The 25,993-nt window shown below is 64.0% G+C and carries 41 protein-coding genes; 1 reads left to right on the plus strand and 40 read right to left on the minus strand.

Annotation, left to right across the window (positions count from 1 at the left end):
• Positions 1–3: 3 nt before the first annotated feature.
• The 34 genes from dsbD to KB879_RS29755 all read right to left on the minus strand — a co-directional run bounded on the left by dsbD (position 4) and on the right by KB879_RS29755 (position 21,001).
• A complete protein-coding gene (dsbD, locus tag KB879_RS29590; RefSeq protein WP_211980377.1) occupies positions 4–1,911 on the minus strand; it encodes a protein-disulfide reductase DsbD in 1,908 nt (635 codons plus the stop codon).
• Between the two features lie 73 nt (positions 1,912–1,984).
• Positions 1,985–2,368 carry a divalent-cation tolerance protein CutA gene (gene cutA / locus KB879_RS29595; RefSeq protein WP_013958239.1) on the minus strand — a complete coding sequence of 128 codons (384 nt, stop codon included), beginning with the start codon at positions 2,366–2,368 and terminating at the stop codon, positions 1,985–1,987.
• A 121-nt stretch (positions 2,369–2,489) separates the two neighbouring features.
• Positions 2,490–2,885: a 50S ribosomal protein L17 gene (gene rplQ / locus KB879_RS29600; RefSeq protein ID WP_010812373.1), complete on the minus strand. Its 396-nt coding sequence runs from the start codon at positions 2,883–2,885 to the stop codon at positions 2,490–2,492.
• A gap of 135 nt (positions 2,886–3,020) precedes the next feature.
• A complete protein-coding gene (gene rpoA / locus KB879_RS29605) occupies positions 3,021–4,001 on the minus strand; it encodes a DNA-directed RNA polymerase subunit alpha (protein WP_211980378.1) in 981 nt (326 codons plus the stop codon).
• Between the two features lie 167 nt (positions 4,002–4,168).
• Positions 4,169–4,792 (minus strand): 30S ribosomal protein S4, encoded by a 624-nt coding sequence (rpsD, locus tag KB879_RS29610; protein ID WP_013958240.1) that lies wholly within the window; start codon positions 4,790–4,792, stop codon positions 4,169–4,171.
• Between the two features lie 302 nt (positions 4,793–5,094).
• Positions 5,095–5,493: a 30S ribosomal protein S11 gene (gene rpsK, locus KB879_RS29615; protein ID WP_010812376.1), complete on the minus strand. Its 399-nt coding sequence runs from the start codon at positions 5,491–5,493 to the stop codon at positions 5,095–5,097.
• Between the two features lie 24 nt (positions 5,494–5,517).
• On the minus strand, positions 5,518–5,883 hold the full coding sequence (rpsM, locus tag KB879_RS29620) for a 30S ribosomal protein S13 (protein ID WP_010812377.1): 366 nt from the start codon (positions 5,881–5,883) through the stop codon (positions 5,518–5,520).
• A gap of 19 nt (positions 5,884–5,902) precedes the next feature.
• On the minus strand, positions 5,903–6,019 hold the full coding sequence (gene rpmJ / locus KB879_RS29625; RefSeq protein WP_008642959.1) for a 50S ribosomal protein L36: 117 nt from the start codon (positions 6,017–6,019) through the stop codon (positions 5,903–5,905).
• A gap of 30 nt (positions 6,020–6,049) precedes the next feature.
• Entirely contained in the window at positions 6,050–6,268 is a 219-nt protein-coding gene (gene infA / locus KB879_RS29630) for a translation initiation factor IF-1 (protein ID WP_010812378.1), read from the minus strand.
• Positions 6,269–6,291: 23 nt separating this feature from the next.
• Positions 6,292–7,635, minus strand: a complete 1,344-nt coding sequence (gene secY, locus KB879_RS29635) for a preprotein translocase subunit SecY (protein WP_013958241.1) — start codon at positions 7,633–7,635, stop codon at positions 6,292–6,294.
• A 43-nt stretch (positions 7,636–7,678) separates the two neighbouring features.
• Positions 7,679–8,113 (minus strand): 50S ribosomal protein L15, encoded by a 435-nt coding sequence (rplO, locus tag KB879_RS29640; protein WP_010812380.1) that lies wholly within the window; start codon positions 8,111–8,113, stop codon positions 7,679–7,681.
• A 22-nt stretch (positions 8,114–8,135) separates the two neighbouring features.
• Positions 8,136–8,318 (minus strand): 50S ribosomal protein L30, encoded by a 183-nt coding sequence (gene rpmD, locus KB879_RS29645; protein ID WP_010812381.1) that lies wholly within the window; start codon positions 8,316–8,318, stop codon positions 8,136–8,138.
• A 10-nt stretch (positions 8,319–8,328) separates the two neighbouring features.
• Positions 8,329–8,847 (minus strand): 30S ribosomal protein S5, encoded by a 519-nt coding sequence (gene rpsE, locus KB879_RS29650; protein ID WP_006160449.1) that lies wholly within the window; start codon positions 8,845–8,847, stop codon positions 8,329–8,331.
• 21 nt (positions 8,848–8,868) lie between these two features.
• Positions 8,869–9,225, minus strand: a complete 357-nt coding sequence (gene rplR / locus KB879_RS29655) for a 50S ribosomal protein L18 (RefSeq protein ID WP_010812382.1) — start codon at positions 9,223–9,225, stop codon at positions 8,869–8,871.
• A gap of 11 nt (positions 9,226–9,236) precedes the next feature.
• On the minus strand, positions 9,237–9,770 hold the full coding sequence (gene rplF, locus KB879_RS29660; protein ID WP_010812383.1) for a 50S ribosomal protein L6: 534 nt from the start codon (positions 9,768–9,770) through the stop codon (positions 9,237–9,239).
• Positions 9,771–9,780: 10 nt separating this feature from the next.
• Positions 9,781–10,176 carry a 30S ribosomal protein S8 gene (rpsH, locus tag KB879_RS29665; protein WP_010812384.1) on the minus strand — a complete coding sequence of 132 codons (396 nt, stop codon included), beginning with the start codon at positions 10,174–10,176 and terminating at the stop codon, positions 9,781–9,783.
• A 27-nt stretch (positions 10,177–10,203) separates the two neighbouring features.
• Positions 10,204–10,509: a 30S ribosomal protein S14 gene (gene rpsN, locus KB879_RS29670; protein ID WP_010812385.1), complete on the minus strand. Its 306-nt coding sequence runs from the start codon at positions 10,507–10,509 to the stop codon at positions 10,204–10,206.
• A 9-nt stretch (positions 10,510–10,518) separates the two neighbouring features.
• Positions 10,519–11,061 (minus strand): 50S ribosomal protein L5, encoded by a 543-nt coding sequence (gene rplE, locus KB879_RS29675; protein WP_010812386.1) that lies wholly within the window; start codon positions 11,059–11,061, stop codon positions 10,519–10,521.
• A gap of 25 nt (positions 11,062–11,086) precedes the next feature.
• The gene (gene rplX / locus KB879_RS29680) at positions 11,087–11,395 is read right to left on the minus strand and encodes a 50S ribosomal protein L24 (protein WP_010812387.1); all 309 of its coding nucleotides are present in this window, start codon (positions 11,393–11,395) and stop codon (positions 11,087–11,089) included.
• Between the two features lie 9 nt (positions 11,396–11,404).
• Positions 11,405–11,773, minus strand: coding sequence for a 50S ribosomal protein L14 (gene rplN / locus KB879_RS29685; protein WP_010812388.1), 369 nt, complete (start codon positions 11,771–11,773; stop codon positions 11,405–11,407).
• Positions 11,774–12,052: 279 nt separating this feature from the next.
• Positions 12,053–12,331: a 30S ribosomal protein S17 gene (gene rpsQ, locus KB879_RS29690; protein ID WP_211980379.1), complete on the minus strand. Its 279-nt coding sequence runs from the start codon at positions 12,329–12,331 to the stop codon at positions 12,053–12,055.
• Entirely contained in the window at positions 12,328–12,522 is a 195-nt protein-coding gene (gene rpmC / locus KB879_RS29695; RefSeq protein ID WP_010812390.1) for a 50S ribosomal protein L29, read from the minus strand. The genes rpsQ and rpmC overlap by 4 nt, the downstream gene beginning before the upstream one ends.
• Positions 12,523–12,533: 11 nt before the next feature.
• Complete coding sequence (rplP, locus tag KB879_RS29700; protein WP_013958242.1) at positions 12,534–12,950, minus strand: 50S ribosomal protein L16; 417 nt, start codon at positions 12,948–12,950, stop codon at positions 12,534–12,536.
• A gap of 2 nt (positions 12,951–12,952) precedes the next feature.
• Positions 12,953–13,753 carry a 30S ribosomal protein S3 gene (gene rpsC / locus KB879_RS29705; protein ID WP_013958243.1) on the minus strand — a complete coding sequence of 267 codons (801 nt, stop codon included), beginning with the start codon at positions 13,751–13,753 and terminating at the stop codon, positions 12,953–12,955.
• Between the two features lie 9 nt (positions 13,754–13,762).
• Complete coding sequence (gene rplV / locus KB879_RS29710; protein WP_013958244.1) at positions 13,763–14,092, minus strand: 50S ribosomal protein L22; 330 nt, start codon at positions 14,090–14,092, stop codon at positions 13,763–13,765.
• 9 nt (positions 14,093–14,101) lie between these two features.
• Entirely contained in the window at positions 14,102–14,377 is a 276-nt protein-coding gene (rpsS, locus tag KB879_RS29715) for a 30S ribosomal protein S19 (RefSeq protein WP_010812394.1), read from the minus strand.
• 22 nt (positions 14,378–14,399) lie between these two features.
• Positions 14,400–15,230, minus strand: a complete 831-nt coding sequence (gene rplB, locus KB879_RS29720) for a 50S ribosomal protein L2 (protein WP_013958245.1) — start codon at positions 15,228–15,230, stop codon at positions 14,400–14,402.
• Between the two features lie 2 nt (positions 15,231–15,232).
• On the minus strand, positions 15,233–15,547 hold the full coding sequence (gene rplW, locus KB879_RS29725) for a 50S ribosomal protein L23 (RefSeq protein ID WP_006576245.1): 315 nt from the start codon (positions 15,545–15,547) through the stop codon (positions 15,233–15,235).
• On the minus strand, positions 15,544–16,164 hold the full coding sequence (gene rplD, locus KB879_RS29730; RefSeq protein WP_010812396.1) for a 50S ribosomal protein L4: 621 nt from the start codon (positions 16,162–16,164) through the stop codon (positions 15,544–15,546). Before rplD ends, rplW begins: the two co-directional genes overlap by 4 nt.
• 12 nt (positions 16,165–16,176) lie before the next feature.
• Positions 16,177–16,827, minus strand: a complete 651-nt coding sequence (gene rplC, locus KB879_RS29735) for a 50S ribosomal protein L3 (RefSeq protein ID WP_013958246.1) — start codon at positions 16,825–16,827, stop codon at positions 16,177–16,179.
• A 298-nt stretch (positions 16,828–17,125) separates the two neighbouring features.
• Positions 17,126–17,626, minus strand: coding sequence for a flavin reductase family protein (locus KB879_RS29740; protein WP_211980380.1), 501 nt, complete (start codon positions 17,624–17,626; stop codon positions 17,126–17,128).
• A gap of 1 nt (position 17,627) precedes the next feature.
• Positions 17,628–18,869, minus strand: coding sequence for a styrene monooxygenase/indole monooxygenase family protein (locus KB879_RS29745; protein ID WP_211980381.1), 1,242 nt, complete (start codon positions 18,867–18,869; stop codon positions 17,628–17,630).
• 30 nt (positions 18,870–18,899) lie between these two features.
• On the minus strand, positions 18,900–19,688 hold the full coding sequence (locus KB879_RS29750) for an SDR family oxidoreductase (RefSeq protein WP_013958249.1): 789 nt from the start codon (positions 19,686–19,688) through the stop codon (positions 18,900–18,902).
• 83 nt (positions 19,689–19,771) lie between these two features.
• The gene (locus KB879_RS29755) at positions 19,772–21,001 is read right to left on the minus strand and encodes a dienelactone hydrolase family protein (RefSeq protein WP_013958250.1); all 1,230 of its coding nucleotides are present in this window, start codon (positions 20,999–21,001) and stop codon (positions 19,772–19,774) included.
• Between the two features lie 284 nt (positions 21,002–21,285).
• Here KB879_RS29755 and KB879_RS29760 point away from each other — a divergent pair, with 284 nt between their 5' ends.
• Complete coding sequence (locus KB879_RS29760; protein WP_013958251.1) at positions 21,286–22,287, plus strand: AraC family transcriptional regulator; 1,002 nt, start codon at positions 21,286–21,288, stop codon at positions 22,285–22,287.
• A gap of 12 nt (positions 22,288–22,299) precedes the next feature.
• On the opposite strand, the gene KB879_RS29765 is transcribed toward KB879_RS29760, so the two are convergent.
• The 6 genes from KB879_RS29765 to tuf all read right to left on the minus strand — a co-directional run bounded on the left by KB879_RS29765 (position 22,300) and on the right by tuf (position 25,941).
• Entirely contained in the window at positions 22,300–22,653 is a 354-nt protein-coding gene (locus KB879_RS29765) for a tannase/feruloyl esterase family alpha/beta hydrolase (RefSeq protein ID WP_211982346.1), read from the minus strand.
• Between the two features lie 144 nt (positions 22,654–22,797).
• Positions 22,798–23,148 (minus strand): tannase/feruloyl esterase family alpha/beta hydrolase, encoded by a 351-nt coding sequence (locus KB879_RS29770; protein ID WP_211980382.1) that lies wholly within the window; start codon positions 23,146–23,148, stop codon positions 22,798–22,800.
• Positions 23,075–23,596 (minus strand): tannase/feruloyl esterase family alpha/beta hydrolase, encoded by a 522-nt coding sequence (locus KB879_RS29775; RefSeq protein WP_013958255.1) that lies wholly within the window; start codon positions 23,594–23,596, stop codon positions 23,075–23,077. Before KB879_RS29775 ends, KB879_RS29770 begins: the two co-directional genes overlap by 74 nt.
• A gap of 99 nt (positions 23,597–23,695) precedes the next feature.
• The gene (locus KB879_RS29780; RefSeq protein WP_211980383.1) at positions 23,696–23,863 is read right to left on the minus strand and encodes a hypothetical protein; all 168 of its coding nucleotides are present in this window, start codon (positions 23,861–23,863) and stop codon (positions 23,696–23,698) included.
• A 500-nt stretch (positions 23,864–24,363) separates the two neighbouring features.
• Positions 24,364–24,672 carry a 30S ribosomal protein S10 gene (gene rpsJ, locus KB879_RS29785; protein WP_006160488.1) on the minus strand — a complete coding sequence of 103 codons (309 nt, stop codon included), beginning with the start codon at positions 24,670–24,672 and terminating at the stop codon, positions 24,364–24,366.
• A gap of 78 nt (positions 24,673–24,750) precedes the next feature.
• Complete coding sequence (gene tuf, locus KB879_RS29790; protein ID WP_010810470.1) at positions 24,751–25,941, minus strand: elongation factor Tu; 1,191 nt, start codon at positions 25,939–25,941, stop codon at positions 24,751–24,753.
• Positions 25,942–25,993 lie beyond the last annotated feature (52 nt).

The raw sequence follows: 25,993 nt of genomic DNA on the forward strand, positions 1-25,993 counted from the left end.
GCCTCAGGTACTGGTACGCGTGCCAAAGGCCCGCTCCAGGCTTTCCAAGAAGCGGTTGGCCGACTGGTAGCCGATCACGCGCACCGGGCGCTCGCGCCCGTCGGCCCCGAACAGGATGATGCCCGGCGGCCCGAACAGGCCGAAGCGCTTGAGCAGCGCCTTGTCGTCGGCATTGTTGGCGGTCACGTCCGCCTGCAGCAGCACGATCTCCGACAGCCGCGCGCGCACGCGCGGATCGACGAAGGTTATGTGCTCCATTTCCTTGCAGCTGACGCACCAGTCGGCGTAGAAATCCAGCAGCACCGGCTTGCCTGCGGCCGCGGCCTGCGCCACGCGGGCATCGAGCTCGGCCACGCTGCGCACGCGCTCGAAGCGCACCGTCTGCGCGCCAGAAGAGGCTTCTGCGCCACCGCGTGCCACGCTCAGGTGCGACAGCGGCTGCAGCGGATCGCGCCCGCCCGAGGCCACGCCGATCAGCACGATCGCCGCTGCGATCGCAAACAGCACGCCCACGCCCTTGCCCACCCGCGCCAGGTTGCGCGGATCCGGGCCCAGGCCGTCAAAGGCGCCCAGGAACACCGCCGCCACCAGCAGCAGCACCGCCAGCGCCAGCATCGAGGCCCAGGCCGGCAGCACCGGCCCCAGCATCCACAGCGCCACGCCCAGCAGCAGGAAGCCGAAGAAGCGCTTGGTGACCTCCATCCAGCGCCCGGCCCGCGGCAGTAGGTTGCCCGCGCCGACGCCCACCAGCACCAGCGGCACGCCCATGCCGAGCGCCATGGCGAACAGCGCCGCGCCGCCGATCACGGCATCGCGGGATTGCGCGATATAGGCCAGCGCCCCGGCCAGCGGCGCGGTGACGCATGGCCCGACGATCAGCGCCGAGATCGCGCCCATCGCCGCCGCACCCGCCACCTGGCCGCCCTGACGGCGGTTCGACGATTCGGTCAGGCGGGTCTGCCAGCGCCGCGGCAGTTGCAGTTCGTACAGCCCGAACATCGAGAGCGCCAGCGCCACCATCAGCGCCGCGAACAGGCCCAGCACCCACGGTGTCTGCAGCGCGGCCGACAGGCCCTCGCCCAGCAGCCCGGCAGCCACGCCGACCGCTGTGTACACCACCGCCATGCCCAGCACGTAGGCCAGCGACACCAGCAGCGCACGGCCGCGCGTGACGTGCTCGCCCACCACGATGGATGACAGGATCGGCACCATCGGCAACACGCAGGGGGTGAACGTCAGCAGCAGGCCCAGGCCGAAGAACAGCGCCGCGATCAGGGCCAGGTTGCGGCTCGCCAGCGCACCGGCGATGCGGTCGCTGTCGTCGGCACGCAGCACCGCCGCCGCGCCGGGCGTGGCCGGCTCCGGTGCCAGCGCCGCCGCGGGCGCGTCCGAGCGACCGCGCTTGCCGAACAGGTCGGCCAGCCCGCTGCTGCCGACCTTGTACACGCTCTCCATCGGCGGATAGCACAGGCCCTTGTCGGCGCAACCCTGCGAAGTGACCGTCAGCGACCACTTGCCGTCGGCCGGCGCCGCGTCCACCGGCACGCGGATGACCACGCTGTCGCGGTAGGTCTCCATCTCCTTGCCGAAGGTCTCGTCGAACTTGACCTTGCCGTGCGGATACACCGGCGCTCCCAGCTTTACGTCGGCGGGCTGCGCGGCAAAGGCGAAGCGCTCGCGGTACATGTAGTAGCCGGGCGCAACCTCGAAGCGCACCTCGACCGTCTTGTCGTCAAGCTGGCTCGCGGCGAAGCGGAAGGCCTGCTCCGGCGGCAGGAAGTCGTCTTCGGTGGCGGCATGCGCGCCGCCCGCCAGGCACACCCAGGCCAATGCCGCCAGCAGCGCTGCGGCAATATGCCGCGCCCAGTCCTGCCCGCGCGCGCGCTCCGGAAGTGCCAAACCGATGTTCATGTCGCTGTTTCCTGTCTGTCTTGAACCGGGGTTACCTGCGTACCTGCTGCTGCGCTGCGGGCGCCGTTGCCCCCTACTTTGCCGGCGCTGCGGCGGTCTCGGTCTCGCTGCGGACCCAGGCCAGGTACGGCGCGTAACCCGCCGTCACCGGCCAGGCAATGAGCTCCGGCACGTCGTAGGGGTGATGTTGCCGGATCACGGCCTCCAGCGCAGCGTAGCGTGCGCGCGTGGTCTTGATCAGCAACGGCCACTCCTGCGCGCGCTCCAGCTTGCCCTGCCACCAGTACTCGGACTCGACCGGCGCCAGGCGGTTCACGCAGGCGGCGGCGCGCGCCTGCAGCACTACCTGCGACAGGTGCGCCGCGGTCTCGGCATCGGGGGTATTGGTGATCACGACGATCACCTCGGCCGGATCGCCCGGGGCGCCGGCATCCGGCTGGCTGGCATGGCTTTGCATCGACATCTCCTTGCGGCAGGCACGGCAGCGGCCCAAAAAACAAAAGAGCCAGGCAGAAGCCTGGCTCGATTGTAAGCGGTGTGCCCGGACCCGTCGCCGCAGCGGCGGGCGGGAAACTACCTTATTCCGCGGCTTCTTCGGCCGGGGCTTCGGTGATTTCCGGACGATCCACCAGTTCGACCAGCGCCATCGGCGCATTGTCGCCCTGACGGAAACCGAACTTCAGGATGCGGGTGTAGCCGCCCGGACGGGTGGCGTAGCGCGGGCCCAGTTCGGTGAACAGCTTGGTGACCATGTCGCGGTCGCGCAGGCGGGCGAAAGCCAGGCGGCGGTTGGCAACGGTGTCCTTCTTGGCCAGCGTGATCAGCGGCTCGACAACCTTGCGCAGTTCCTTGGCCTTGGGCACGGTGGTCTTGATCAGCTCGTGCTGGAACAGCGAGTTGGACATGTTGCGCAGCATCGCGAGACGGTGCGACGAGGTGCGGTTCAGTTTCCGCAGACCATGACGGTGACGCATGATGATTCCTTTCAGTTAAGTGTTTGACCAGCTCTTCTATCGTCCGATGCGGCTGGACGCGGGCCGGTAGTCATACGAGCCCCGGCCGAAGCCAGGGCGGTTACCGCGGTGCGGGACAAGTGCCCCGCACCACAATTACTTCTCCAGACCTGCGGGCGGCCAGTTCTCGAGCTTCATGCCGAGGGTCAGGCCACGCGAGGCGAGGACTTCCTTGATCTCGTTGAGCGACTTGCGACCCAGGTTCGGGGTCTTGAGCAGTTCGTTCTCGGTACGCTGGATCAGGTCGCCGATGTAGTAGATGTTTTCGGCCTTCAGGCAGTTGGCCGAACGCACCATCAGCTCCAGGTCGTCGACCGGGCGCAGCAGGATCGGATCGATCTGCGGCGTGCGGCTCGAAGCGGCTTCTGCCGCCGACTCGGTGCCTTCCAGCGCGGCGAACACGGACAGCTGGTCGACCAGGATGCGGGCCGACTGGCGGATCGCTTCCTCGGGCGAGATCACGCCGTCGGTTTCGATGTTCATCACCAGCTTGTCCAGGTCGGTACGCTGTTCCACGCGAGCGGATTCCACGGCGTACGACACGCGGCGCACCGGCGAGAACGAAGCGTCCAGCACGATGCGGCCGATGACCTTGCCCGACTCGTCGCCGAACTTGCGCACGTTGCCCGGCACATAGCCGCGGCCTTGCTCGACCTTGATCTGCATGTCCAGCTTGCCGCCGGCGGACAGATGGGCGATCACGTGGTTCGGGTTGATGATCTCGACGTCGTGCGGCAGCTCGATATCGGCAGCCGTGACCACGCCTTCGCCATCCTTGCGCAGCGACACCGTGACTTCGTCGCGGTTGTGCAGCTTGAACACCACGCCCTTCAGGTTGAGCAGCAGGTTAACGACGTCTTCCTGCACGCCGTCGATGGTGGAATACTCGTGGACCACCCCAGCGATCGTGACTTCGGTCGGTGCATAGCCGACCATCGACGACAGCAGCACGCGACGCAGGGCGTTACCGAGCGTATGGCCGTAGCCGCGCTCGAACGGCTCCATCACGACTTTGGCGTGATGGTCGCCCAGAGGCTCGACGGCGATGATTTTTGGCTTGAGGAGTGCTGTTTGCATTAGGTTGTCCTTTTCAATACCCTCGGCTCGTTACACCGATAAGGCTGACGTTTGGAACCTGAAAATCCCATCGCGAGATGGGCGAAGCCCGACCGCGCACACAGCGCGTCGGGCTGAAAGGGAAGCTTTGCGGCGAACGCAAGCTCTGGGCCGTTCCGCTCGCGTGATTAACGCGAGTACAGTTCGACGATCAGGCTTTCGTTGATGTCGCCCGAGATATCGGCGCGATCCGGTACTTGCTTGAAGGTGCCTTCGAACTTCTTCGAATCCACCGCCACCCAGGTCGGGAAGCCCGACTGCTCTGCCAGCGACAGCGATTCAGCGATACGGACTTGCTTCTTCGACTGTTCGCGGATGGTGACGACGTCGCCAGACTTGATCTGGGCCGACGGCACGTTCAGGGTCTGACCGTTCACCAGGATCGCCTTGTGCGACACCAGCTGGCGCGCTTCAGCGCGGGTCGAGCCGAAGCCCATGCGGTACACGACGTTGTCCAGGCGCGATTCCAGCAGTTGCAGCAGGTTTTCGCCGGTGTTGCCCTTGCGGCGGTCGGCTTCGGCGAAGTAGCGGCGGAACTGGCGCTCGAGCACACCGTAGATGCGCTTGACCTTCTGCTTTTCACGCAGCTGGTTGCCGTAGTCGGAGGTGCGGGCACCCGAGGTACGGCCGTGCTGGCCGGGCTTGCTGTCCAGCTTGCACTTGTCGGCGAGCGAGCGGCGGGCGCTCTTCAGGAACAGGTCGGTGCCTTCACGGCGGGAAAGTTTGGCCTTCGGGCCGGTATAACGTGCCACGTTGTCTTCCTTTGATCGATCGCGACGCCTTCAAGACGCGCCGCGAGTCCGCCAACGCAGTGCTTCCGCAGTGCATTTCTGCACCCGGGAGACCGTGACGGACGGTGGGCTTATTAAGCGCGCCCCGTTGCCGGGAACGACGCTGCAAGCATGTACAGTGCGCCGGCATGGGAATGTGCCGTAAGCGACATTCCTTCGACGCAAAACGAAAACCTGCCGCATTAAAATGCAGCAGGTCAGCGCGCAATACTACCATATCCGGAACCGGCAGGTAAACCCACCGGGCCCGGACACACCAACGCTCAGATGCGGCGGCGCTTCGGCGGACGGCAGCCGTTATGCGGAATCGGCGTGACGTCTTCGATGATCGCGATCTTGATGCCCAGCGCGTTCAGCGCGCGGACAGCCGATTCACGACCCGGGCCCGGGCCCTTGATGCGCACTTCCAGGTTCTTGATGCCCTGGTCTTGCGCCACGCGGCCGGCGTTCTCGGCAGCAACCTGGGCAGCGAACGGGGTCGACTTGCGCGAACCCTTGAAGCCCTGGCCACCGGCGGTCGCCCACGACAGGGCGTTGCCCTGGCGATCGGTGATCGTGATGATGGTGTTGTTGAACGAGGCGTGGACGTGCGCAATGCCGTCGGCAACGTTCTTCTTGACCTTTTTACGCGCGCGAGCGGCGTTATTCGGACCTTTTGCCATTAGTTTCTTCCTCTGCCTTCGGCTTTACTTCTTCAGAGCCACGCCGGCCTTGCGCGGACCCTTGCGGGTGCGGGCATTGGTCCGGGTACGCTGGCCGCGCATGGGCAGGCCCTTGCGGTGACGCATGCCACGATAGCAACCAAGGTCCATCAGACGCTTGATGTTCATCGTGGTTTCACGACGCAGGTCACCCTCGACCGTGACCTTGCCCACTTCGTCACGAAGCTTTTCCAGGTCGGCGTCGGTCAGATCCTTGACCTTCTTGTCAAACGGTACACCGGTGGCCTCGCAAATCTTGCGAGCGCGCGAGCGGCCGACACCATAAATGGCCGTCAGGCCGATTTCGGTGTGCTTGTGGTTCGGGATGTTAACCCCTGCGATACGTGCCATTCGTCAATCCTCTTTCCGATTAGCCTTGGCGTTGCTTGTGGCGGGGATCCGACGAGCAGATCACGCGCACGACACCGTTGCGCTTGATGATTTTGCAGTTGCGGCAAATGCGCTTAACAGAAGCCAGCACTTTCATAATTTTCCTCTTCCTTCAATTCCTGTTCGCTCACTTCGTCCGGAAGACGATTCGTGCGCGCGACAGATCATATGGGGTCAGCTCGACCGTCACCTTGTCACCCGGAAGAATCCGGATGTAGTTCATTCGCATCTTGCCGGAGATATGGCCCAGTACTACGTGGCCATTCTCCAGCTTGACCCGGAACGTCGCATTGGGCAGGTTTTCCAGGACCTCCCCCTGCATCTGGATGACGTCGTCTTTTGCCATACCTAGCCTGTACCGATCCGAAGTCAGCGCAAGGTCAGATTGCCCTTGAAATTCGCCTTCTTCAGCAGCGACTCATATTGCTGCGACATCACGTAAGACTGAACCTGAGCCATGAAGTCCATCGTGACGACCACGATGATCAGCAGCGAGGTTCCGCCAAAGTAGAACGGAACGTTCCACCGCAGCACCAGGAATTCCGGCAACAGGCAGACCAGTGTGATATAGACCGCACCAGCCAGCGTCAGGCGCACCAGAATCTTGTCGATATAGCGCGTCGTCTGCTCGCCCGGACGAATGCCCGGAATGAAGGCACCGCTTTTCTTCAGGTTGTCTGCCACTTCACGGCTGTTGTACACCAGGGCCGTATAGAAGAAGCAGAAAAATACAATCGCAGCAGCGTACAGCAGGATGTAGACCGGCTGGCCCGGCGACAGCGTGGCAGCCAGGTCCTTGACGAACCGGCCAACCGCACCCGTCGACTGGGACGTGAACCAGCCTGCAATCGTCGCCGGGAACAGGATGATCGACGATGCGAAGATCGGCGGAATCACCCCTGCCATGTTCAGCTTCAGCGGCAGGTGCGACGACTGGCCGCCGTACACCTTGTTGCCGACCTGACGCTTGGCATAGTTCACCAGGATCTTGCGCTGGCCCCGCTCGACAAACACCACGGCGAAGGTCACACCGATCACGATCGCCACGATGAAGATCGCCGCGATGATGCTCATGGAACCCGTACGGACCAGTTCGAACAGTCCGCCGATCGCGTTGGGCAGGCCCGCCGCGATACCGCCAAAGATGATGATCGAGATGCCGTTGCCCAGACCACGCTCGGTGATCTGCTCACCCAGCCACATCAGGAACATCGTACCGGTCACCAGCGTGATCACTGCCGTGGCCCTGAACATCAGGCCCGGATCCAGCACCAGCCCAGGCTGCGATTCCAGCGCCACCGCAATCGACAGCGCCTGGAACGTGGCCAGGACCACGGTGCCGTAGCGCGTGTACTGCGTGATCTTGCGTTGCCCTGCCTGCCCTTCCTTCTTCAGCGCTTCCAGCTGCGGCAGCACGATCGTCAGCAACTGCATGATGATCGACGCCGAGATGTACGGCATGATGCCGAGCGCGAAGACGGTAAAGCGCGACAGCGCCCCGCCCGAGAACAGGTTGAACATCCCGAGGATGCCACCCGACTGACTCTGGAAAAGCTTCGCAAGCTGCTCCGGATCGATACCGGGCACCGGAATATGAGCGCCGATGCGGTACACGATCAGGGCCAGCACCAGGAACATCAGCCGGCGCTTGAGGTCGCCGTACTTCGCCGTGTTCCTGGCTTGCGCGCTTGCATTGGGTTTCGCCGTGGCCAAACGATGCTCCGACTATGACTGCCTATGCTGCGATAAATGCCTGTCAGGCTGCGATCTGGCCGCCGGCGGCTTCGATCGCGGCCTTGGCGCCAGCGGTGGCGCCCAGACCCTTGATCGTCACCTTGCGGGTCAGTTCGCCAGCCTTGATGACCTTGGCGCTCTTGACCAGCTCGCCCACCAGGCCAGCTTGCTTCAGGACCAGCAGATCGACTTCGGCCGCTTCCAGGCGCTCGATGTCACGCAGCGTGACTTCGGCGTTGAACGCCTTGGTCAGCGAGGTGAAGCCGCGCTTGGGCAGACGACGATACAGCGGCATTTGACCGCCTTCGAAGCCCACCTTGTGGAAGCCGCCCGAACGCGACTTCTGACCCTTGTGGCCGCGACCGGCAGTCTTGCCCAGGCCGGAGCCGATACCGCGGCCGACGCGACGCTTGGCGTGCTTCGAACCGGCGGCCGGTTTCAGGTTGTTCAGTTGCATCTTGCTCTCCGAGTTCCCGGTATCAGGCCAGAACCTTGACCAGGTACGAGACCTTGTTGATCATGCCGCGCACAGCGGGCGTGTCCTGCAGCTCCGACACCGAGTTGATGCGGCGCAGGCCCAGGCCACGAACAGTGGCGCGATGATCCTCGCGCGTGCCGATCAGGCTGCGCACGAGTTGCACTTTTACGGTTTTCTGCGACATTGCGTTCACCTTAACCCAGGATGTCTTCGACCGACTTGCCACGCTTGGCGGCGATTTCGCCCGGCGTGCTCATCTTCTGAAGGCCGTCCAGCGTGGCGCGAACCATGTTGTACGGGTTGGTGGAACCGTGCGACTTGGTCACCACGTTGGTGACGCCCATCACTTCGAAGATCGCGCGCATCGGGCCGCCGGCGATCACGCCGGTACCTTCCTTGGCGGGCATCATCAGCACCTTGGCGGCGCCGTGCTTGCCAACGACTTCGTGTTGCAGCGTGCCGTTCTTCAGCGAGACCTTGACCATCTTGCGACGGGCTTCGTCCATTGCCTTCTGAACAGCAACCGGCACTTCCTTAGCCTTGCCCTTGCCCATGCCGATGCGGCCATCGCCGTCACCAACCACGGTCAGCGCAGCGAAACCGAGAATCCGGCCACCCTTCACCACCTTGGTGACGCGGTTGACCGAGATCATCTTCTCGCGGAGGCCGTCGTCGCGTTCGTCCTGTTGGACTTTTGCTTGCATCTTTGCCATGACGTATCTCTCTCTATGCGCTTAGAACTTCAGGCCGGCTTCGCGGGCGGCGTCTGCCAGGGCCTTAACGCGGCCATGGAAACGGAAGCCGGCGCGATCGAACGCGACGGTTTCCACGCCGGCAGCCTTCGCCTTTTCGGCGATGCGCTTGCCAACCACGGTGGCGGCAGCGGCGGTAGCGCCCTTGCCATCCAGTTCCTTGCGCACTTCCACCTCGGCGGTCGACGCGGAAGCCAGCACCTTGGTGCCGCACTCCGAGAAAACCTGGGCGTAAATATGCGAATTCGTACGGAACACGGTCAGACGATTGACTTTCATCTCCGCGATCTTGGCGCGGGTCTGACGTGCACGGCGCAAACGAGCGTCTTTCTTGTTCATCATTGCACCCCTTACTTCTTCTTGGTTTCCTTCAGGATGACGCGCTCGTCCGAGTAACGCACACCCTTGCCCTTGTAGGGCTCAGGCGGGCGGTACGCGCGGACTTCCGCGGCAACCTGACCGACTTTCTGCTTGTCCGCACCCTTGATGATGATCTCGGTCTGCGTCGGCGTTTCCGCCTTCACGCCTTCCGGCATCTCATGGATCACGTCGTGCGAGAAACCAAGCTGGAGCTTCAGCGCAGCGCCTTGCAGCTGGGCACGATAGCCCACGCCGACGAGGTTCAGCTTGCGCTCGAAACCGGTGGTTACGCCCTTGACCATGTTGGCCACCAGAGCACGCATGGTGCCCTGCAGAGCGTTTGCTTCACGCGATTCGTCAGCCGGGCTGAAGGTCAGCGTGTCATTTTCGACATTGACCTTGACCAGGCTGTGAATCGGCTGCGACAGCGTGCCGAGCGGGCCCTTTACGGAGAGCACGCCAGCCGCCACGTTCACTTCCGCGCCCTTGGGGAGCGCGATGGGAGCCTTACCTACACGGGACATGGTTCTCTCCTTAAGCGACGTAGCAGAGAACTTCGCCGCCCACGCCAGTGGCGCGAGCCTTGCGGTCGGTCATCAGACCCTGCGGGGTCGAAATGATCGCCACACCCAGGCCGTTCATCACTTGGGGGATGTCGCTGCGGCCCTTGTACACGCGCAGGCCGGGCTTCGAGACGCGCTCAATGCGCTCGATGACCGGACGGCCGGCGTAGTACTTGAGACCGATGCTCAGTTGTGCCTTGCCGCCATCTTCCTGGACGGCGTAGTCGTCGATGTAGCCTTCGTCCTTCAGGACCTTGGCGATTGCCACTTTCAGCTTCGACGACGGCATGACAACCGACGCTTTCTGCACGCCCTGGGCGTTGCGGATGCGCGTCAGCATATCGGCGATAGGATCGCTCATGCTCATACTGTTTCTCCTGTAGCCTGTGCGTAATTACCAGCTGGCTTTCGTCAGACCCGGGATTTCGCCCTTGAAGGCGATTTCGCGGATCTTGTTACGCGCCAGGCCAAACTTGCGGAAGGTACCGCGGGGACGACCGGTGATCGCGCAGCGGTTACGCTGGCGAGTCGGGTTCGCGTTGCGCGGGAGCTGTTGCAGCTCGAGACGCGCGCTGTAACGCTCTTCTTCCGACTTCTCTTGGTCGTCGATAATGGCCTTGAGGTTGGCGCGCTTGGCGGCATACTTCGCCACCAGCTTGGCGCGCTTCTTCTCACGTTCAATCAGAGCCAGTTTAGCCACGGTTACCCCTTAATTGCGGAACGGGAACTTGAACGCACCGAGGAGTGCCTTGGCTTCCTCGTCGTTCTTTGCCGTCGTCGTGATGCTGATGTTCAGACCACGCAGTGCGTCGATCTTGTCGTACTCGATTTCGGGGAAAATGATCTGCTCTTTCACACCGATGTTGTAGTTGCCGCGACCGTCGAACGACCGGCCCGACACACCACGGAAGTCACGCACGCGCGGCAGGGCCACGGTAACGAAACGATCGAGGAATTCGAACATGCGCTCGCCGCGCAGGGTCACCATCGCACCGATGGGGTAGCCCTGGCGGATCTTGAAGCCGGCGATAGCCTTCTTGGCCTTCGTCACGACCGGCTTCTGACCGGCGATCTTGGTCAGGTCGCCCACGGCGTTCTCAATGATCTTCTTGTCATTGATGGCTTCGCCAAGACCCATGTTCAGGGTGATCTTGGTGATGCGCGGCACTTCCATGACCGACTTGTAGCCGAACTGTTCGATCAGCTTCGGCACAACCTGTTCTTTGTAAAACTCTTGCAGACGTGCTGCCATGCTCAACTCCTATACGTGCCCAGAATCAAGCTGCCACGACGGCGCCGGTGGTCTTCAGCACGCGCACGCGCTTGCCGTCTTCCACCTTGATGCCGACGCGCGACGGCTTGCCATTGGCATCCACGAGCGCAACGTTGGAAATATGCAGGGGCATGACCTTGTCGACCACACCACCGGTAGTGCCCAGCATCGGGTTCGGGCGGGCATGCTTCTTGGCGATGTTCACGCCTTGCACCGCAACCTTGTCGCCCAGGACGGCTTGCACGGTACCGCGCTTGCCCTTGTCCTTGCCGGTCAGCACAATGACTTCGTCGCCTTTGCGAATCTTGTTCATGGCGGCTCCTTACAGCACTTCCGGAGCGAGCGACACGATCTTCATGAAGCGCTCGGTACGGAGTTCACGAGTCACCGGCCCGAAGATACGGGTGCCGATCGGCTCGAGCTTGTTGTTCAGCAGGACGGCGGCGTTGCCGTCGAACTTGATCAGCGAACCGTCAGCGCGGCGCACGCCCTTGGCGGTACGCACGACGACGGCGTTGTAGATGTCGCCCTTCTTCACGCGACCGCGCGGCGCTGCGTCCTTGACGGTCACCTTGATGATGTCGCCAACGCTTGCGTAGCGGCGCTTGGAGCCACCCAGCACCTTGATGCACAGCACTTCGCGCGCACCAGTGTTATCGGCTACTTCGAGCCGGCTTTCTGTCTGAATCATGGTGTTTGTCTTCCCAACTTAATCCGTCAGGTGCAAAAAGCGCCCATCGGTCAGTCTTGGTCCCGTCGGCTCCGGCATTGCGCCAGCTCCGTATGGGTTGATCAACTTTGAAGTCGGTAGGAACCAGGCGATCTCAACAACTTGCTGAGGCCGCTCGGCCCTGGCTCGCTTCACAGGCCCGCCCGGGTGGTACTACAAAGGCGAACGCAACAAAGCGGAAGTCCAGGATTATAGCTACATAATCCTGGACTTGCAAGTCAAGCTAAGAACGTGTTGTTCTTAGATGACGCGTGCAGCCTCTACCAGCCGGGAAACCACCCAGGACTTGGTCCGCGACAGCGGACGGCCTTCCTGGATCTCGACCTTGTCGCCTTCCTTGTACTGGTTGGCTTCGTCGTGTGCGTGGTACTTCTTCGAACGCAGCACGTACTTGCCGTACAGAGGATGCTTGACGCGGCTTTCCACCAAGACCGTAACGGTCTTGTCCATCTTGTCGCTCACGACACGGCCGACCAGGGTACGGCGAAGCGACTTTTCCGTTTGTGCAGCTTCAGTCATTTCGCGTTTGCCTTTTGAGTCAGCACGGTTTGCACACGCGCGATGTCCTTGCGAACCTTTTTCAGCTGGCTGGTGTTCTGCAGCTGTTGGGTCGCCTTTTGCATGCGCAGGCTAAATTGGGCCTTCAGCAGCTCGGAGAGCTCCTGGTTCAGCCCGGCGGCGTCCTTGCCGCGAAGTTCGGATGCTTTCATCCCTGCTCTCCTTACGTCCCGACCTGGCGCACCACGAAATTGGTGGCGATCGGCAGCTTGGCGGCTGCGAGGCGGAACGCCTCACGCGCCAGGTCTTCGGTCACGCCATCCATTTCGTACAGCATCTTACCCGGCTGGATTTCAGCCACGTAATACTCCGGATTGCCCTTACCGTTACCCATACGGACTTCGGCAGGCTTCTTCGAGATCGGCTTGTCCGGGAAGATCCGGATCCAGATGCGGCCGCCACGCTTGATGTGGCGGGTCATCGCACGACGTGCCGACTCGATCTGACGAGCCGTCAGGCGGCCACGGCCCATGGCCTTCAGGCCGAATTCGCCGAAAGACACGGCGTTACCACGGGTAGCCTTACCCGTGTTGCGGCCCTTCTGCTCCTTGCGGTATTTTCTGCGCTTAGGTTGCAGCATCGTTATTCTCCACTCTTCGCATCGCCAGGCGCACCGCGGCGACCGGCACCTGCACCGGCGCCACCGCGACGGTTGCCACCCGGGCGGCCTTCGCCTTCACGGCGGCGGCCTTCCGGACGACCCGGGCGACGACGACGGTCGTCTTGCGGCTCTTCCACCACCGGCGCGTCATTGCGGCCGAGGTGATCACCCTTGTAGACCCACACCTTGACACCGATGATGCCGTAGGTGGTTTCTGCTTCGGAGAAACCGTAGTCGATGTCGGCGCGCAGGGTGTGCAGGGGCACACGGCCTTCGCGGTACCACTCGGTACGTGCGATTTCGATACCGTTCAGACGGCCGGCGCTCATGATCTTGATACCCTGGGCGCCCAGGCGCATCGCATTCTGCATCGCGCGCTTCATGGCGCGGCGGAACATGATGCGGCGCTCGAGCTGCTGGGTGATCGAGTCGGCGATCAGCTGAGCATCGGTTTCCGGCTTGCGGATTTCCTCGATGTTCACGTGCACGGGCACGCCCATGCGACGCTGCAGTTCAGCCTTGAGCAGTTCGATGTCCTCACCCTTCTTGCCGATCACCACGCCCGGACGCGAGCTGTAAATGGTGATGCGTGCGTTGCGGGCGGGGCGCTCGATCACGACGCGGCCAACCGATGCGTTCTTCAGCTTCTTCTTCAGGAAGTCTCGAACTTCGATGTCTTCCTTCAGCATGCCGGCGAACTTCGTGTTGCTGGCGTACCAGCGCGAAGCCCAGTTACGGCTGACAGCCAGGCGGAAGCCAGTCGGATGAATCTTCTGTCCCATCGTGACTCCTTAGTTGCCGAGCGTCACAGTGATGTGACAGGTTTGTTTCTCGATGCGGTTGCCGCGGCCCTTCGCCCGTGCGGTGAAGCGCTTGAGCGAGGTTGCCTTGTCGACGAAGATCGATTTGACCTTCAGTTCGTCGATGTCGGCGCCTTCGTTGTGCTCAGCGTTGGCGATGGCCGATTCGACCACCTTCTTCACGATCCCGGCAGCCTTTTTCGGGCTGAACTGCAGGACATTGAGCGCGCGCTCGATCGGCAGACCACGGATCTGGTCAGCGACCAGGCGCGTCTTCTGGGCGGAGATGCGGGCACCGCGATGAATCGCTTTCACTTCCATGATGGCACCTTACCTCTTCGCTTTCTTGTCAGCCGCGTGGCCCTTGAACGTGCGGGTAATCGCAAATTCACCGAGCTTGTGGCCAACCATGTTTTCCGTAACGTACACCGGCACGTGTTGACGGCCGTTGTGCACGGCGATCGTCAGGCCAATGAACTCCGGCAGAATGGTCGAGCGACGCGACCAAGTCTTGATGGGCTTCTTGTCCTTGCCGCTCGAGGCGACTTCCACCTTCTTCAGCAGGTGGGCGTCGCAGAACGGACCCTTTTTAGCGGAACGAGTCATATCTTTAGCTCCTACCTACCGATTAACGCTTGTGGCGCTTCTGGACGATCATGCTGTCCGTGCGCTTGTTGCTGCGGGTACGGTAACCCTTGGCCGGGGTACCCCACGGCGAAACCGGATCGCGACCAGCGGCGGTCTTGCCTTCACCACCACCGTGCGGGTGATCCACCGGGTTCATCACGACACCACGCACCGTCGGGCGGATACCGCGCCAGCGGGTGGCACCGGCCTTGCCGATGACGCGCAGGCTGTGCTCTTCGTTGCCCACTTCACCGATGGTGGCGCGGCACTCGATGTGCACGCGGCGCACTTCACCGGAGCGCAGGCGAACCTGGGCGTACAGGCCTTCACGAGCCAGCAGCACGGCGGAACCGCCGGCGGCACGTGCGATCTGCGAACCCTTGCCCGGCAGCATTTCCACGTTGTTGATCGTGGTACCGACCGGAATGTTGCGGATCGGCAGGTTGTTACCGGCCTTGATCGGCGCTTCCGAGCCGTTCAGCAGTTGCTGACCGGCAACCATGCCCTTGGTGGCGATGATGTAGCGGCGCTCGCCGTCGGCGAACAGCACCAGCGCGATATTGGCGCTGCGGTTCGGATCGTATTCCAGGCGTTCGACCTTGGCGGGGATGCCGTCCTTGTCGTTACGCTTGAAGTCGACCACGCGGTAGTGGTGCTTATGACCACCGCCCTTGTGGCGGGTGGTGATATGACCATTGTTGTTACGGCCCGACTTCTGGAATTGCTTTTCCAGCAGCGGAGCGTGCGGGGCGCCCTTGTGAAGGTCCTTGTTGACCACCTTCACCATCGAGCGACGACCCGGGGAAGTCGGCTTGGTCTTGACGAGTGCCATGATTACTTGGCCTCCGCTTCAAAATTGATTTCCTGACCCGGCTTCAGCGAAACGTAGGCCTTCTTCACGTGGTTGCGACGCCCCATGAAACGGCCAAAACGCTTCTGCTTGCCCTTCTGGTTCAGGATCTGAACGGACTGCACCTCGACCTTGAACAGCAATTCGACTGCGGCCTTCACTTCTGCCTTGTTGGCATCGCGGGCCACTTCGAACACGACTTGTTCATTCTTGTCGGCGACCAGGGTTGCCTTTTCGGAAACCACCGGCGCGAGCAGCACCTGCATCAAACGATGATCGTTCTTGGCTACTTGCGTCATTTCAGCAACTCCTCGATCTGCGCGACGGCTGCCTTGGTCACCAGCACCTTCTTGTAGTGCACGAGCGACAGCGGATCAGCCTGGCGCGGCTCGACAACTGCCACGTGCGGCAGGTTGCGCGAAGCCAGGTAGAGGTTTTCGTCGAGGCTGTCGGTGATGATCAGCACCGAGTCCAAGCCCATGGCCTTGAACTTGTCGGCCAAGAGCTTGGTCTTGGGCGCGTCGACAGTGAAACCGTCCACCACGTTGATACGACCTTCACGTGCGAGCTGCGAGTAAATCGAGCGCATGCCGGCACGGAACATCTTCTTGTTGACCTTCTGGGTGAAGTTCTCTTCCGGCGAATTCGGGAAGATACGGCCGCCCCCGCGCCACAGCGGCGAGGAAGACATACCGGCACGAGCACGGCCCGTACCCTTCTGGCGCCACGGCTTCTTGGTCGTGTGCTTGACCTCTTCACGATCCTTCTGCTTACGGTTACCGCTGCGAGCGTTGGCCTGGTAAGCGACGACGATCTGGTGAACGAGGGCTTCGTTGTAGTCACGGCCGAACACTTCGGGCGAAGCGTCAACGCCCGCACCGATCTGGCCATTGTCCTGGAGGAGCTTGAGTTCCATTACATGCGCTCCTTAAGCTTTGGCTTTGGCCTTGACGGCCGGGGTGACGATGACCTTGCCGCCCTTGGAGCCGGGAATGGCACCCTTGACCAGCAGCAGCTTGCGCTCTGCGTCGATCTTGGCGATTTCCAGGTTCTGCACGGTGCGGGTGACATCGCCCAGGTGACCGGTCATGCGCTTGCCCGGGAACACGCGGCCCGGATCCTGCGCCATACCGATCGAGCCCGGCACGTTGTGCGAGCGCGAGTTACCGTGGGTGGCACGGCCGGAGGCGAAGTGATAACGCTTGATGGTACCGGCGTAGCCCTTACCGATCGACACGCCCTGCACGTCGATCTTCTGACCGACTTCGAACAGGTCGACCGACAGCGAACCGCCAGCTTGCAGTTCGGCAGCCTTGGCTGCATCGATACGGAATTCGCGGATGATTTCGCCGGCTTCCACGCCGGCTTTGGCGAGATGACCCGCCAGCGGCTTGGTAACGCGGCTTGCGCGTCGTGCGCCGAAGGTGACTTGAACCGCGGTATAACCGTCGGTCTCGTCCGTCTTGATTTGCGTCACGCGGTTGTCGCCGACCTCGACCACGGTAACGGGAATCGAATCACCGTCGTCCGTGAAAATACGGGTCATGCCAACCTTGCGACCTACAAGGCCAAGGCTCATGGTTTGCTCCATTCCCAGCTGCGATTGGCCGGGGCTGATTGATACACGAAAACTGTGTTTGCTGTGGACTTGCGCTAAAGAAGACTGCGCGCGGCCAAAGTGGCCAGCCCACTACCCGAGGAAACGGGTAGCCTTACACTATATCGCAGCGGTTTGGAAAGGGCAATATGAATTGCGGATTCGCCTGCAGTGTTGTAGGCAGGCTGCCGCAGTAGTGGCGCTTGCGTTGCTTGGGGTGTGGTGTGGAGGCGACGACGGGTAGTTGAAGCGCCGTAAAGTGCATCCAGGGATGGTTTGTTCAGGCGGCGATGCGCACGAAATCGCCGCCGTAGAATACCAGCGGTTCGCCCTCCCCGGCGCCGAACGCCTCGACGGCGCCGACGATCAGCAGGTGATCGCCCACCAAGTCGGCCCGCTCCACGCGGCAGGCCAGCGTCGCCAGCGCCTCGTCCAGGTAGGGCACGCCGCGCTCGCAGCGCCGGTGGGCGACGCCCGCGAACTTGTCCGCCGACGGGGTGGCGAAGCGGCGCGCCAGTTCGCCATGGCCCGCGCGCAGAATGCTGACGCCGAAGGGCGCGCCGCGTGAAAACAGGCCCGCATTCGGCGAGTGCATCGCCAGGCTCCACAGGATCAGCGGCGGCGCCAGCGACAACGAGGCAAACGAGTTCACGGTCAGGCCGACGGGCCGGCCCTGCGCCCCGCAGGCGCCGATGACGGCCACGCCGGTGGCATAGCGGCCGCAAACCCGGCGCAGCTCGCGGGGATCATGGACGGAAGTGGCGGGCGTGGCGGCGTGCATGTCAGGCGGCCTCGGCGACGTACTGGTTGATCAGCTGGTGGCAGGCCTGCGGATCCAACCACCACGGGAAGTAGTCCGGCGGATTGTCGAAGCCGTTGGCGATGCGCGCGGCCAGTGCCGGCGCCTGCCCCGCGGCGCCCAGCAGCGCCAGGATATGCGGCGGCGGCGGGGTCAGCAGCGAGTTGGTCCACGCTACCACGTCGCCCGCGTACTGCCAGTACTGGTCGAAGGTGCGCTCCATCCAGGCCTGGTCGAAGGACTGGTCGCCGCGCGCCAGGATCGCATCGAGATAGACCTTGCAGCATTTGGCGGCGTTGTTCGAGCCCTGCCCCGTGATCGGGTCGTTGACCACCACGGCATCTGCCATGCCGAACACCAGCCGCCCGGATGGCAGCGTCAGCACCGGCTTGCGCACCGTTGGCGCGAAGCGACCGGTAAGGATGCCGTTGTCGTCGGTCAGCGCCACCCGCTCGCAGCGCTCGGCTTCCCACGGCAGGTAGGTCTGCAGGATGCGCAGGCTTTCGGCCAGGTGCTGCGCCGGGGTGCGCGCCTCGGCCCAACGGTCCATCGGGCCGCCCGGGATGCCTTCGAACACCATGATCTCGCACGGCCCGGACAGCGTCAGCGCGGGGAAGACGAAGTACTCGCCCACGCCCGGGATCAGGTTGAAGCAAACCCGCGAGAACGGCGTGCGCGGCTCCATGCCGGTCACATAGGTCAGCGCCAGCGCGCGCTGCGGCTTGTCGAAGGGGCTGCGGGAAGCATCGCGCTCGAAGCGGCTGACGATCTCGCCCTTGCCGGCGGCCAGCAGCACGAGGTCATGCTCGCGGGTCAGGTCCTCCAGCTCGTCCAGGCCGACATCGACGATGCGCAGGTCGCCGCCGCGTGCAACGAAGGTCTCCATCCACGCCGGCATCTTCAGGCGCTGGTCCACCGCCTGCGCCGGGCGGTCCAGGGGCGCGGCCCAGTCGATCGCGCGGGCACCGGCCTGCTCGGGATGCGGCACGGCCAGGCCGATGCCCTCCACCGGCGGGCAGGCATCGTCCCACCAGTTCAGCCCGAGCTCGCGCTCGGCCTGCAGCGCGCGGTCGAACATGCACTGGCTGGACATGACTTTCCCGCCGCGGATCTGCTCGGGTGTCCGGTTGGACAGCAGCGTGACCCGGTAGCCGTTGGCTTGCAGCCCGAGGGCCATTTGCAGGCCCGACTGGCCGGCTCCGACGATGGCGATGCGTTGGCTCATGATTTTCTCCTGAAGGTCGTCCGGCGGCATTCAGCCGGCCAGCTTGCCGATGGCGGGCACATTCTGCTCCGGCCCCATGGCGGAATAGCCGCCGTCGACGGCATAGTCGGCACCGGTGACGAAGCTGGCATGGTCGGAACAGAGGAAGAGCACCACCTGTGCCACTTCATCGGGCTCGCCGACGCGGCCCAGCAGGTGAAACGGCGCGGCCACCGCATCGGTGCGGGCGCGGTTGCCGCCGCTGACCTCATCCATTAGCCGGCACCAGGTCCAGCCCGGCGACACCGCGTTGACGCGGATGCGGTCCGGCGCCAGGTCCATCGCCATGCTCCGCGTCAGCTGCGCGATGGCGGCTTTCGACACCGGATAGAGCCAGCGCCCGGTCTGCGCCACGTTGGCCGAGATACTGGTGAAATTGACGATCGCGCCGCCGCCGCGCGCCCGCATGTGCGGATGCACCGCCTGCGCCAGCATCACGCCCGACACCACGTTGACGTCGAGCGCCGCCAGCCAGTCGGCCCGGCCCGAACGGAAGCCGTCATCGAGATAGGTGCAGGCCAGGTTGACCAGGCAGTCCACGCCGCCAAAGCGCTGCACCACCTGCGCCACCGCATCGCGGACCTGTTCGTCACGCGTGATGTCGGTGGCGATGAAGAGTGCGTTCGGCCCGAGCTGCGCGGCCACGCGCTCGCCGTTGGCGGCATCGATATCGAAGATCGCCACGCGCGCGCCGGCCTCGACAAAGGCCCGCGCCACGCCGGCCCCGATCAGCGTGGCGCCGCCGGTGACAATGGCCACCTTGCCCTGCAGTCCTTTCATGCTTGTCTCCTGTGCCGGCAATCGCCGGCGATGGTTGCGGGCGGGCCTCTGCGGGCCCGTTCCGGATCTATGCCGCGCGCTGCCTACTTGCCATCGCTCTGCTGCCAGCGCGCCATCAGCGTGTTCGACGGCAGCGTCTCGTCCAGCAGCTTGCGCGCGGTCTCCACGCCCGCCACCGGCAAACCCGCCGGGTCCAGCTTGCCGATCTGCACCAGCACGCTGGCCTGGTCCCAGTAGATATGCTCGTGGTACAGCTTGTCACCGCGGAACTTGACGATGGCGATCAGCGGGATCTCCACGCGCTTGCCGGTGGGCGGCACGCCGGGCAGCATCCAGTCGATCTCGCAGGTATGCGTGAAGCAGAACAGCATCTCGTCGACGATCTGCGTGGCCCCGACCGTGCGCGACAGCGGGATCAGCGTGGTGTCGGGCGGATTGCTGTGCACGAAATGGTGCTGGTAGAAGCGCCGCAGCTGCGCGTAGCCGACGCCGCCGGTCATGGTCGGGATATGGTTCACATAGGGCTGCGGCACCATCGTCGCCATGGTGGCGTCGACATCGCGGGTGGCGAATTCATACTCGCAGTGCTTGTCCCACAGCGCGGAGAAATCGTAATGCGGCCCCATCTCGCCGCGCAGCGCAGCGATCGAGCGCTGGTGCGCCATCAGCGCCGAGGGCTTGTCGAAGTGCTCGCCGCCCGTGCGTGCAAAGGCATGGTCTACGCCGGCGTAGACGTAGACCTCGATGTTCTCGCGCCCGGCCAGGGCTTCGCAGATCGCAGCCTGGGCCTGCGGCGGGCAGAATCCGTCTTTCTCGGCGATATGCAGCACCAGGCGGCCGCGCACGTTGGCGGCCTCGCCCAGCGCGTGCTCGATGCCCACGCCGTAGTACGCCACCGCGCAGGCCACGTCGGGCAGCCGGCAGGCCGCCAGGTAGGCCAGCTTGCCGCCCAGGCAGAAGCCCAGCACGCCGGTCTGGCCGACGCATTCCGGCCGCGCCCGCAGTGCCTCAAGCGCGGCGCCCACATCCTGCACGCCCGTGGCTTCGTCGAACTGCTGGTACAGGCCCAGCGCCCGCTGGAAGTCCTCGCCGCGGTCGGTCAGCTCGATCCCGGGCGCGATGCGCCAGAACAGGTCGGGCACCAGCACCGTATAGCCCTCCTCGGCGTAGTATTCCGCCACCTGCCGCATGGTCGCGTTGACGCCGAAGATCTCCTGGCACAGCACGATGCCGGGGCCCTTGCCTGCCGCCGGGGTGGCGAGATAACCGCTGAAACTGCCTTCGGGGGTCTGGATCTGGATGGTCTGGCCCATGGCCTGCGCTCCTTGTCGTTCTCTTTCCAGTATCTGGTGGGACTGCCGTGCTGGCTTCCATGATGGTGGCTCCGCACCGCAGCAAACTAGCCGCTGGACGCAGCGGCTATCCGATTAGTGCAGGAAACTTCGGAATCGGTCAACGCCGCAGCGCTGACAGCGGGGCCATCCGCTATAGTGGATCGCGTGGGAAACCGTGCCCGGCCGTCATGCCGGGCCGGCCCCGGAACCAGCGGCGCGCACGGTCACCGGCAGCGCCGCGGCCCCGCCAGAGGAGCGAGACAATGCAGCTGCCCCCCGCCGCCGGACCGCTGGCGAGCGCCCTGCTCGGCGATCCCGCCCGGTGCGTGTTCGCCTCGACCGACCTGGCCGAGACGCGCGCCGCGGTCGGGCGCGTGTTCAAGCCGCACCGGCTCGAGATACGCGGCCCCCGGTTGCAGGCACGCATGCACCATGCGCCGCTTGGCGCGGTCTCGTTCAACCGCCTGGCCTACGGCGCCGACGTCACCATCGACCCCGGCCCGCTCGGCGACTTCCTGCTGGTGCAGATGCCGCTGCAAGGACAGGCCGAGATCCGCTGCGGCGACCAGCACATCGTCTCCACGCCCGACTGCGCTTCGGTGCTGACGCCCAGCGATGCGCTGGCCATGCGCTGGAGCGCCGACAACGACCAGCTGATCGTGCGCATCGAACGCAGTGCGCTGGAACGCGTCTGCGCCGCCCACCTGGGCCGGCGCCCCGAGCAGCCGCTGCGCTTCGCGCTCGGCATGGCCTGGCGCAGCGGCGCCTGGTACGAACTGATGCGCTATCTCGCCGCGATGCTGGAGACCGCGCCCGAGACCGCGCGCCATCCGCTGACCGCCTGCCAGCTGGAACAGCTGGTGATCGGCACGCTGCTGACCTGGCAGCCGCACAGCCTGTCGGACGCTTTGCGCGAGCACGGCAAACCGCTGGCACCACGCCATGTGAAGGTGGTAGAGGAGTACATTCACGCGAACGCCGCTGCGGAGCTGACGCCGGCCTTGCTGGCCGAGGTTGCCGGCGTCAGCGTACGCAGCCTGTTCGCCGGCTTCCGCGAGCATCGCGGCACCGGGCCGATGGCCTATCTGCGCACGGTGCGCCTCGAGCGCGTGCGGCACGACCTGCTGAACGACGCGTCGGTGTCGTCAGTGAGCGGGGCAGCGCTGCGCTGGGGCTTTGCCCATCTGGGGCGCTTCAGCGCGGAGTACCGGCGCGCGTTCGGGGAGTGCCCCGCGCAGACGTTGCGGCGGCGCGGGGCGGGCTAGGCTGGTGATCGCTCAGTTCGTCGCGCAACTGTAGCTGGCAGCAAGACTGGCATCTCCCGACCCCGAGTACTTCGGGAATTTCGGGTACACGCACAGCGGCATGGTGCGCACCACGGTCTGCCGCGCGTCCATCTTCGAACTCTGCAGCTGTTCAGGGGCCACCGATTTCTCGACCCAGTCGATCATGCCCCCGAGATAGTCGACCTGATCCGGGCCGACACCGCCTTGCACATGCCCGACACCCGGCTCGAGGTAGAAGCGTGCATTGGCCGCACCGGCGCCAGCAAGCTGGGTCATCGCCATGAAATTGCGAACGTGGTCCCTGCCGCTGAGCGGCGAGTCGGCGCCGCCGTGCCACGAAATCAGCTACTTGCCCGATGACACGAATTGCGCGATGGCACGCATATGGTGATCCGCCCCAGCCTGCTGCAAGCCGGCGGCGATCGGCGGCAAGTCCCGCGTCACGTCGAACGTTGCCTGCAAGCTGCCCGGCTGCGTGGCGGGCAACATCTACGCCGCGTTGCCCGTGGCGATGGCGGCGAAGCCGCCGCCGAGGCCCACGTAGTATGGCAAGAATTCGCCAAAATCGGCCCAGTAGTAGCCCGCGTAGACCAGCGCGCCCGCCGCGTCGCTCAGCGGCCCGACCTGTTCCTGAACGGTGCGCAGCTGCCCGGGGGTCAGGCAGGTGGCCGCGTCAGCCCCGGGGGCACCGCACGCCAGCGCGGCCGGACTGAAGGTACAGGCGTTGGGGTTGGCGATGATGCCGTCCCTGATCCCGCCCAGCCCGTCACATGCTGCGATCGCGGCAGCGTTCAGCGCTGTCCACTGGGCCGCGGCCGGCATGTCGGTCGGAACCGGCACGCCGGGCCAGGTTGAGCCACGCTGCTGTCTGCGTGGCCATGTTCATGGTTTCCGCGCCGGCGATGATCCCGTCATACTGGTCCGGCCAGCGCTGCGCCGCGATATAGGCATTGCGCCCGCCATTGGACGCGCCGTTGAAGTAGGTATAGCTGGGTGCGCGCCCGTAGAACGCCTTGACTGCTGCCTTGGCGAAAGCGATCGTGGTGCCGACCGCGGCATAGGCATAGTCGGACTTCTCGGTTTGGCTCGTCAGGAATTCGGAGGGGTCGCCAGTACGGTTGCCGCCATTCGACGCGGCGTACGCAACGGCCCGCTGGAGCGGCTGGTACAGGGGGAAGCCGGCGCTGAAGCTCTCCACGGTTTTCACCTGCCCATCGAAACCTCCGCCACCCTGGTGCATCAGCCTGCCCGTCCAGTTGTCCGGCAGATCCACTTCGATGTCGAGCAACGTGCCGCTGGTTGCCGAAACCTTGCAGTAGCCCGGCAGCCCGCCCGCCGCCTCGATGCGCTTTACCGCCGTTATGCTGGCCCCGCCGATGGCCCTGCCTTACAGCGTAGCGCACGCCGCCGTGTAGTTGACCGCGGCCACGGTTGAAGCTTCAGGCTGCCCATCGCCGCCGCCGCACTCACTGAGCGTGAGTCCGATGCCCAACGCCAGGGCAATGCCGATGGCATTGCCCGAGCGCGGACGCACGGGTCCGGTGAGTCCTTTCAAACATGATTGTCTCCTCTGGGGGGCGCCACGCTTAGGGTTGCGGCTTTGCCGTCACGACTGAAATAAGGTAAAGCCGCTGCGGGGGACGCGCCGGAGCGCCATTTCGCGCTCCCCTTTTTCAAGATTTCGAACGCATGAAGAGGACCAGCACCGGGACGTTGAGCGGTGCGGGGATTGCTGCTTCTCGGGCAGGGCGCCGGGCACCATGACGGACACGCCGATCAGCGTGGCAGCGTTGGCGTCGCGGCTTTGATTTGCATCACTTGCGCCAGTTGCAATCGACGTTAGTGATACAACATGATTCAATCAATCAGTGCTTATGTATCACTTTGCGGCGCGAGATGGCGGCGGCAACCGGATCGATTCGTCGCCCTCGCTCGCACGGTACGGGAGCAATCGGGCGAGCAAGGCAGCTGTATGCAAGCCTTGAAAACAAAAACGGCGAACCATACGGTTCGCCGTTTTGCTGCAGCAGGCCGCGGGCGCGGCCCGAAGCATGATTACACCTTGATCTCGACGTCCACGCCTGCCGGCAGGTCGAGCTTCATCAGCGCGTCAACCGTCTTGTCGGTCGGGTCGACGATGTCCATCAGGCGCTGGTGCGTGCGGATCTCGAACTGATCGCGGCTGGTCTTGTTGACGTGCGGCGAACGCAGGATGTCGAAGCGCTGGATGCGGGTCGGCAGGGGCACCGGGCCCTTGACGATCGCGCCGGTACGCTTGGCGGTATCCACGATTTCCGCAGCCGACTGGTCGATCAGGCGGTAGTCGAAAGCCTTCAGGCGGATACGGATCTTCTGGTTCTGCATGATATTTCCTTAAAAGAGCGATTGGGCAACGTGCCCGTTGAATGGGGACATGCCCGACAGGCATGTCCCAGGAAGTGCTTAGTCGAGGATCTTTGCCACGACGCCGGCGCCGACGGTACGGCCGCCTTCACGGATAGCGAAGCGCAGGCCTTCTTCCATGGCGATCGGGGCGATCAGCTTGACGGTGATCGACACGTTGTCACCCGGCATGACCATTTCCTTGTCCTTCGGCAGCTCGATCGAGCCGGTCACGTCGGTGGTACGGAAGTAGAACTGCGGGCGGTAGTTGTTGAAGAACGGGGTGTGACGGCCGCCTTCGTCCTTCGACAGGATGTACACCTCGCCGGTGAAGTGGGTGTGCGGCTTGATCGAACCCGGCTTGCACAGCACCTGGCCGCGCTCGACGTCTTCACGCTTGGTGCCGCGCAGCAGCAGGCCAACGTTGTCGCCGGCTTGACCCTGGTCCAGCAGCTTGCGGAACATTTCCACGCCGGTGCAGGTGGTCTTCACCGTCGGCTTGATACCGACGATTTCGATTTCCTCACCGACCTTCACCACGCCGCGCTCGATACGGCCGGTCACCACGGTGCCGCGACCCGAGATCGAGAACACGTCTTCCACCGGCATCAGGAAGGTACCGTCAACGGCACGCTCCGGCGTCGGGATGTAGGTGTCCAGTGCGTCGGCCAGGTTCATGATGGCCACTTCGCCCAGCTCGCCCTTGTCGCCTTCCAGCGCCAGCTTGGCCGAACCCTTGATGATCGGGGTGTCGTCGCCGGGGAACTCGTACTTGCTCAGCAGCTCGCGAACTTCCATCTCGACCAGCTCGAGCAGTTCAGCGTCGTCCACCATGTCGCACTTGTTCAGGAACACGATGATGTAAGGCACGCCAACCTGACGGGCCAGCAGGATGTGCTCGCGCGTTTGCGGCATCGGGCCGTCAGCGGCCGAGCAAACCAGGATTGCGCCGTCCATCTGGGCGGCACCCGTGATCATGTTCTTCACATAGTCAGCGTGGCCCGGGCAGTCAACGTGCGCGTAGTGGCGGTTGGCCGTTTCGTACTCGACGTGGGCGGTATTGATGGTAATACCGCGTGCCTTTTCTTCCGGCGCTGCGTCGATTTCGTCGTACTTCTTGGCGGCACCGCCGAACTTGGCTGCCAGCACCGTGGCGATCGCCGCGGTCAGCGTGGTCTTGCCGTGGTCAACGTGACCGATCGTACCAACGTTCACGTGCGGCTTGGTCCGCTCGAACTTTTCCTTTGCCATTTTTCAGCTCCTAATGGAATTCAGTCTTGTCGATTCATCACGCCGCCGCGCC

Origin of the sequence: Cupriavidus sp. KK10 (genome assembly GCF_018223725.1) — a bacterium.
Classification (GTDB): domain Bacteria; phylum Pseudomonadota; class Gammaproteobacteria; order Burkholderiales; family Burkholderiaceae; genus Cupriavidus; species Cupriavidus necator.